The organism is Streptomyces sp. NPDC060209 (assembly GCF_042728155.1).
In the GTDB taxonomy this organism is placed as follows: Bacteria; Actinomycetota; Actinomycetes; order Streptomycetales; family Streptomycetaceae; genus Streptomyces.
On record NZ_JBHWZS010000380.1, the window covers coordinates 1 to 7484 of the forward strand.

The 7484-nt window shown below is 68.2% G+C and carries 6 protein-coding genes and 1 tRNA gene; 5 read left to right on the forward strand and 2 right to left on the reverse strand.

Features of this window, described 5'->3' with window-relative positions; all coding sequences use genetic code 11:
- Window positions 1–132: 132 nt before the first annotated feature.
- Window positions 133–498, forward strand: coding sequence for a hypothetical protein (locus ACFWFI_RS38760; RefSeq protein ID WP_387399950.1), 366 nt, complete (start codon window positions 133–135; stop codon window positions 496–498).
- Window positions 499–690: 192 nt separating this feature from the next.
- Here ACFWFI_RS38760 and ACFWFI_RS38765 read toward each other — a convergent pair whose 3' ends face one another.
- Both ACFWFI_RS38765 and ACFWFI_RS38770 read right to left on the reverse strand, forming a co-directional pair.
- The gene (locus ACFWFI_RS38765) at window positions 691–2790 is read right to left on the reverse strand and encodes a restriction endonuclease (RefSeq protein ID WP_387399953.1); all 2100 of its coding nucleotides are present in this window, start codon (window positions 2788–2790) and stop codon (window positions 691–693) included.
- A 148-nt stretch (window positions 2791–2938) separates the two neighbouring features.
- Window positions 2939–3011: transfer RNA gene (locus ACFWFI_RS38770), tRNA-Thr, on the reverse strand.
- Window positions 3012–3169: 158 nt separating this feature from the next.
- On the opposite strand from ACFWFI_RS38770, the gene ACFWFI_RS38775 reads away from it, so the two are divergent.
- The 4 genes from ACFWFI_RS38775 to ACFWFI_RS38790 all read left to right on the forward strand — a co-directional run bounded on the left by ACFWFI_RS38775 (window position 3170) and on the right by ACFWFI_RS38790 (window position 7437).
- The gene (locus tag ACFWFI_RS38775) at window positions 3170–4570 is read left to right on the forward strand and encodes an RNA-guided endonuclease InsQ/TnpB family protein (protein WP_387399955.1); all 1401 of its coding nucleotides are present in this window, start codon (window positions 3170–3172) and stop codon (window positions 4568–4570) included.
- Window positions 4571–4906: 336 nt separating this feature from the next.
- A complete protein-coding gene (locus tag ACFWFI_RS38780; RefSeq protein ID WP_387399956.1) occupies window positions 4907–6043 on the forward strand; it encodes an ABC transporter ATP-binding protein in 1137 nt (378 codons plus the stop codon).
- 224 nt (window positions 6044–6267) lie between these two features.
- Window positions 6268–6681, forward strand: a complete 414-nt coding sequence (locus tag ACFWFI_RS38785; protein WP_387399958.1) for a hypothetical protein — start codon at window positions 6268–6270, stop codon at window positions 6679–6681.
- 36 nt (window positions 6682–6717) lie between these two features.
- On the forward strand, window positions 6718–7437 hold the full coding sequence (locus ACFWFI_RS38790) for a nucleotidyltransferase family protein (RefSeq protein ID WP_387399960.1): 720 nt from the start codon (window positions 6718–6720) through the stop codon (window positions 7435–7437).
- The last annotated feature ends 47 nt before the right edge of the window (window positions 7438–7484 follow it).

Consider the following 7484-nt stretch of genomic DNA (forward strand, 5'->3'; position numbering starts at 1 on the left):
GGCCCCGCGGGTCTCGGAACTGGACACCGACCTGAAGCACGCAGCCCTGAACTGATCACCGCCCCACACCCCCGGGCGGGCCCCGAACGGCCGGGGCCCGCCCGAGCCTGTGCAAGGAGGGGAACCGACGCGATGGACAGGACAGAACTCACCGAACGGCTGCGCCGCGAGGGCGTCCCGGACGCGCTCTACGAGATCCCGGGCGTCCACGGCGTGCCCGTACAGCTGGACGCCTACTACGTCCTGCGCCCGGAGGGGGACGCCTGGCCGGTCCTCCTGCGTCAGCGCGGAGACGACAGTGTCATCGCGCGCTTCGGGACCGAGGCGGAGGCGTGCCGCTATCTGTACGACACCCTCATCGACGTCCCCCCACCCGTCCCCGGCGGCGCGGAACGCGTCGACCGGCTCCTGGCGGACGTGGACGAGATCCAGCGCCGGGCCGAGGAGGACTTCGAACGGGCCCCCGGCCGGGACGGCGACAGCCCGCCGGACGCCTGAACCGCCCGTCACGGCCGGCACCGAGACGAAGAAAGCCCAGCTCAGAGTGCATCTGAGCTGGGCTTTTCAATGAGCCCCCTGCCGTCAGCCGCCCCGCGACCTCGCCCACCGTCTCGCCGCAGAACCGCATCACAAGGGCCACCGGCTTGCGCAGGCCGCCCTCCGCAATTCCGACTCCCCCATCCGGCCGGACTACGCCACCTCGATGCCGTACTCCTGCACCAGAGCCTCCAACCCGCCCGCGTACCCCTTTCCACCCGGCACGAATTCCCAGTCGCCGGACCCCCTCAACCGGAACGACCCGAGGACGAGCGCCACCTCACCCGCCCGCCCGTCGGACACCTCCAACCGGTCCAGCTCCACACCCCCCGCATCCCGCAACCTGATACCCGCTTCGGTGAAGCCCGCGAGATCACCACCCGGATCAGCCTCCGGGTCCACGGCGGCCACGAGAACCACACGATCCGCCGCCGCAGGCAACGCGTCGAACGACACCCGCACCGCCGCCCGGTCCCCCGCGAACCCGGGCACAGACCTCACCGCACCCTCAGGAGTCCGCGGATTGTTGAAGAACACGAAGTGGTCATCGCTCAGCACCCGGCCACCACGGCACACCAGTGCACACACATCCAGCGCCACACCACCCGACCACGTCATACCCAACACGTTGTAGTCACCGGCGGGTTCGCCTTCACCGTCCGGCGACGACCGCTGAGCAGGCACGCCGGCCGCACCCGAACCCGCCGACAACCTCCCCCGCAGGCCACAGCGGGCCAGAAGGTCGACCAGCTCGGTACCCGACACCAGCGTCAACGGCTTGCCGTTGGCGAACGTGTACGAACCAGGCCCGAAGCCGGACGTCGTCACGAGCACACCTTTGTTGGCACCCGCTCCCTGCACCGTGCCGTACAGATCACGCACCGCACTCGGAGGAACCGTGTTCCGGTAGCGCTTCACCTGCACGATGATCTTGCCGCCACTGATCGGATCCGGATCCAGCGCCTCGACATCGACACCGCCATCATTCGAACGCTGCGTCGTCACCGCACGCATCCCCCGCGCCCGGAACAACTCGGCAACCAGCCCCTCGAACTCGATCGGATCCATCTCCAACAGATCCGGCTCACCACCCCCACCGTGCGACACCGCACCCGAACCCAGATCCGCCGGAACCCTCCCCGGCCGCACAGCCACCCTCTGATCCGGACGAGCCGACAACTGCCCCCGCAAACCGCCCGTCAGGCAGTCCACAGCACTCACCTGCTCGAGGTTCAACCCACCGAAATCAGCTCGCGAGACCATCACCGTGCTCAGAAAGACCACCGCCTGCCGGCCCGTCGCCGGATCCACGTCATCCACGAAGCCGTTCAGGGCCACCGACTCCACGGCCCCGAACTCGTCCGCGGCGAACACATCCCGCAACACGAGCAGCACACACTGAGCCAGAACGTCCCGATACAAAGCCCTCCGCTGACCCACAGGCCGGGGGGTCTCCTTCTCCTGGTCCGAACCCACCAGATACCGGACGACCTTCGACTCAGGGACGACCGCCAAACCGGGCAACTCCCAGTCCAGAACCAGCTGCCCACCAGCCGGATCGAACGCAGCCGTCACCTGGCGAGGAAAGTCCGCCGGCCACGCCGACGACGCGTACAACGCGGCGGAAAAGTAATCCACCACCGCGTCCACGTCACCCCGCCGAAGGCCCACAGCCATCTCGGCGACCCCCGCGTTGTGCCTCCGGATCTCACCCAACTGCCCTTGTGCCCAGTCGTCGTACTGACGCCGATACGACGCGAGCTGCTGCTGCCGCTGCGCCTCCGCCGCCTGTGCGGCCTGCCAGTCCACCTGATATCGAGCCTGCGCGTCCTGCTGCGCCTGCGCCCGCCTCCCCGCAGTCCATCCACCCTGCGCCTGATAGCGGTTCACATCAGGCATGGGAACGGGATGCGCCAGCTGTCCCGGAGCGAACGGCTCGATATCCTCCGCACGCGCCAGTGACGCGGTCCGGAACGCAGGCACCCGCGAACCGACCGCCAGCAGACTCTCCAGCACACCGACCCGAGCTTCCAGCTCCTCCGTGCGCCGCCTCGCATCCATCTCACGCCGACGCCGATACTCGGCCTGCTGCTCCCGGTGCATCCGCGCCATGTCCCGCTCATGCGCCCTCTGCAACCGCTCCTGCTCGCGCGCACCCTGAACAGCTGCTCGATGCTGCGCTTCGTGCTGGCGCTGAAGCTGCCGCTGAGACTCCGCCCACGCACCGACCAGACCATTGGACCGACGACTCATCTACCGCGCTCCCCACCCGTCTCCACATTCCCTGCACATGTCTTACACGCAGAGAATCGCGCATGTCCCGGAAGTGGCCCATCTGGGGAGATCTCGCGGCCCGGGCAACAAAAAAACCAGGCCAGCATGGCGCTGACCTGGCATTTTGAGCCGCCTGTCGGAATCGAACCGACGACCTGGAGCTTACAAGGCACCCGCTCTGCCAACTGAGCTAAGGCGGCACAGCGCACGCCAAAAACCGCGCGCGCAAGTCCTCACTCTACACAGCGCCTCGTCCATCGATCCACGAAGATTCACCATCACCGTGACCATCCGACCACCCGTCCGTTAAGAGGACTGACGTGCTGTTCCGTATATCGGACAGTCGGGGGGAGTGGATGTGACGGACACGGCGGACCAGCCGCTACCGGTGACGGGTGAAGAGGCCAAGCGCATCAAGCGCGACGCACTGGGCATCGCCGACCGCAAGAAACACCACGGCCGCGCTACCACCGCCTTGAAGCGCCGGGCCAAGGGAGCCGGCACGCAGCAGCGCGTCTACCGCTACCGCTTCTATCCGACTCCGTCACAGGCCGAGCAACTGGAGAAGACCTTCGGGGCATGCCGCTGGGTCTACAACGAAGGGCTGGCCCTGCGGGCCGGCGCCTGGGAGCGGCACCGGGTGTCAGTGGGGTTCGCGGAGTCGTGTCGTGCGTTGACGGGGTGGCGGCAGGCGTCGGGGACGTCATGGCTGCGCGAGGTGTCGTCGACGGTTCTGCAGCAGTCGCTGCGGCATCTGGACGGGGCGTTCACTCGCTTCTTCAAGCAGTCGGCGAAGTATCCGCAGCGTAAGAGGAAGCACCGCTCGCGGGACTCGGCGACGTACGTGCGGACGGGCTTCAGGTGGGTGGAGGACCCGGAGCTTCCGGGCACGGGGCGGGTGATGCTGGCGAAGCAGTCGGAGCCGCTCGACGTGCGGTGGTCGCGGCCGCTGCCGGCGGGAGCGGACCCCGTGAAGCTTTCGGTGACGCGGGACCGGGCGGGGCGGTATTTCGTCTCGATGCTGGTCGAGGAGCGGATCGAGCCGCTTCCTGCCGTGTTCCTGCCGGGCGGGCACGAGCCGAGGGCGGTGGGGATCGATCTGGGTCTGGCGGCGTTGGTGACGCTGGATGACGGGACGAAGGTGGATCATCCGCGGCTGCTGCGGAAGTACGACAAGGAGCTGGCACGGTTGCAGCGGGGGCTGCACCGGAAGGAAAAGGGATCGGCCAACCGAGGGAAGGCCCGGGAGCGCATCGCTCGGCTGTATGCACTGATCAGCGATGTGCGCAGGGACATGCTGGACCAGATGACCACCCGCCTCGTGCGCGAGAACCAAGTGCTCGTGGTGGAGGACCTGGCCGTCATGAATCTGCTGCGGTCGGCCCCGGGGAAGGGCCGTCGGCGGAAGGCGGGGCTGAGTCGATCGATCATCGACGCGGCCTGGGGCGAGCTGTTACGGCAGCTGCGCTACAAGTGCGAGTGGTACGGGCGGACGCTGGTGATCGTCGACCGCTTCTTCCCGTCGACGCGCCGGTGCGCCGACTGCCGCAGGAAGGGGGCGTCCCTCGACGTATCGGTGCGGGAGTGGACGTGCGCGGAGTGCGGCGCCGTGCATGACCGGGATGTGAATGCGGCGCGGAACCTCCGGGACGAGGGGATGCGCCTGTACCGGCTGATGGCTTCCGCGCTGCCGCCGGGGCGAGAGCCTCCGCCCGTGATCAAGGCGTCGGAGCTGGCGGACGTGCTGCCGGCTGCGTGAAGAGGTGCTGTACGGACCGACGGGCCGTCGGCCGTCATGCCTGTGGAGTCCGTGTAAGACCGGGCGGGCGTGCCCCTCAGAGGTGCGTTCGGTCGGCAGAGGGCGCTGAAGCAGGAAGTGCTGCGACTGCAGCAGGGGCAAAAGTGGAAAGCCCTGCCCGCAGCTTGCACACGGTCAAAAGTGCGTTGCTCTGCCGACGAATTTTTCGTGACCCTCGGACTACTGACAGATTCGAAAACGCCAGGTAGCGTCACCTCAGGTTCACTCCAGTGGACCACACCACTCCCTTACTCGGATCGTCCGGCACGTTCCTGCCGGTGGAGGAGAAGAATCGCCATGGCCAGTGTCACGTTCGACAAGGCGTCCCGCGTCTACCCCGGCTCCACGAAGCCGGCTGTGGACCAGCTCGAGATCGACATCGAGGACGGCGAGTTCCTCGTCCTCGTCGGTCCTTCCGGTTGCGGCAAGTCGACCTCCCTGCGCATGCTCGCGGGTCTCGAGGACGTCAACGGCGGTGCGATCCGCATCGGTGACCGCGACGTCACGCACCTGCCCCCGAAGGACCGGGACATCGCCATGGTGTTCCAGAACTACGCGCTCTACCCGCACATGTCCGTCGCGGACAACATGGGCTTCGCCCTCAAGATCGCCGGTGTGAACAAGACCGAGATCCGGGCGAAGGTCGAAGAGGCCGCCAAGATGCTGGACCTCACCGACTACCTGGACCGCAAGCCGAAGGCGCTCTCCGGTGGTCAGCGTCAGCGTGTGGCGATGGGCCGCGCCATCGTGCGTGAGCCGCAGGTCTTCCTCATGGACGAGCCGCTGTCGAACCTCGACGCCAAGCTCCGTGTGTCGACGCGTACGCAGATCGCCTCGCTGCAGCGCCGCCTCGGCATCACCACCGTGTACGTCACCCACGACCAGGTCGAGGCCCTCACCATGGGTGACCGTGTCGCGGTCCTCAAGGACGGTCTGCTCCAGCAGGTCGACTCGCCGCGCAACATGTACGACCGCCCGGCGAACCTCTTCGTCGCCGGCTTCATCGGCTCCCCGGCGATGAACCTCATCGAGGTCCCGATCACCGACGGTGGCGTGAAGTTCGGCAACAGCGTCGTCCCGGTCTCCCGCGAGGCACTCACCGCCGCCGCGAACCGTGGTGACACCACCGTCACGGTCGGCATCCGCCCCGAGCACTTCGACATCGTCGAGCACGGCGGCGCCGCCGCGACCGGCCTCTCCAAGGCCTCCTCCGACGCCCCGGCCGGTCTGGCCGTCTCCGTCAACGTCGTCGAGGAGCTCGGCGCCGACGGATTCGTCTACGGTGCCGCGCAGGTCGGTGGCGAGCACAAGGACCTGGTCGTCCGCGTCGGCGGCCGCGCCGTTCCGGAGAAGGGCACCGAGCTGCACGTCGTGCCGCGCCCGGACGAGCTGCACGTCTTCGCGACGTCGACCGGTGAGCGCCTGACCGCCTGATCCTTCCGATCCAGCGTCACGGCCCCGCGTCCTTCGAGGACGCGGGGCCGTTCGCGTGTCGCGGGGCAGGATCTGGTTTCGGGTCTTTCGGGCGCCAAATACCCTGGCACACCGGTCAATTCACCCCAGCACGTCAACGCGCGATTCGAAAAGACCTCTCGAACCATCCCCCGCAGGGGTGACGAAATGTCGCCAAGTCATCACTGCCCGCTACGCTCGCCTGCGTGACCCACACCGCGCGCCGAATCGGCCGAACCCTAGCTCTCGTACTGCCCGTCGTCATGGTCCTGTCCGGGACCCTCGCGGTCACCCGCGTGCAGTGGTCGGGGCAGGACACCGAGACCCAGTTGCTCACCGCCGCCTCGGAGACCGTCTCCAAGCAGGCGAAGGCCCCTGCCCCTCAGGACGTTCTGCGGGACAAGCTCCTGCTGGAGCTCCGCGAGAAGGACCCGGGGGTCGCGTTGACGAGCCTCCAGCGCACCGTCGAGGGGCGTCCCTCGCTGGCGAGGCACTGCATGTCGATCGCCAAGGCGCTGGGCAAGGCCGCCGTGGACCAGTACGGTCCGACGCGCGCCCACCGTTTCTCCCGTCCGGTCTGCGACACCTCGTTCGCATCGGGCGTCGCGCAGTTCAGCTGAGCCGGGTGTGTCCGGGCACGGCATATCGTGCCTGGCATGCATACGTATCCGACGCAGGCCGTGATCCTGGCGGGTGGTCAGGGCTCGCGGCTTCGCCCGTACACCGATGACCGCCCCAAGCCGATGGTCGAGATCCCGGGGACCGGGACCCCGATCATCGGCCATCAGCTGTCCTGGCTGGCCGCCGAGGGCGTCACCGACGCCGTGATCTCGTGCGGCCATCTTGCCGATGTGCTGCAGGAATGGCTGGCTTCGGCCGATCTTCCGTTGCGTGTCACGACCGTCGTCGAGACCGAGCCCTTGGGCCGGGGCGGCGGTCTCAAGCATGCCGCGACGCGGCTGCCCGATCCGTCGCAGCCCTGGTACGCGACCAACGGCGACATCTGGACCCGCTTCTCGCTGAGGGAGATGGCCGCGTTCCACGCCGAGCGGGACGCCACCGCGACGCTCGCGCTCGCCCGGCCGCGGATCCCGTGGGGTGCCGTGGAGACGGATGCGTTCGGGCACATCACCGACTTCATCGAGTCGCCGCCGTCGCCGTACCTGATCAACGCAGGTGTGTACGTCTTCGCGCCCGCGTTCACCTCGATGCTGCCGGACCGCGGCGACCACGAGCGGACGACCTTTCCCCGGCTGGCCCGTGAGCGCCGGCTGGCCGGCTTCCCGTTGCCCCACGGGGCGTACTGGCGGGCGATCGACACCGCGAAGGACCTCACGGAGGCGGCGAAGGAGCTCGGCGCCCACGCGGGCGGCTGACCCGCCCGTACGTGCGCGAGGGCGGTCACCGGATGTCCGGTGACCGC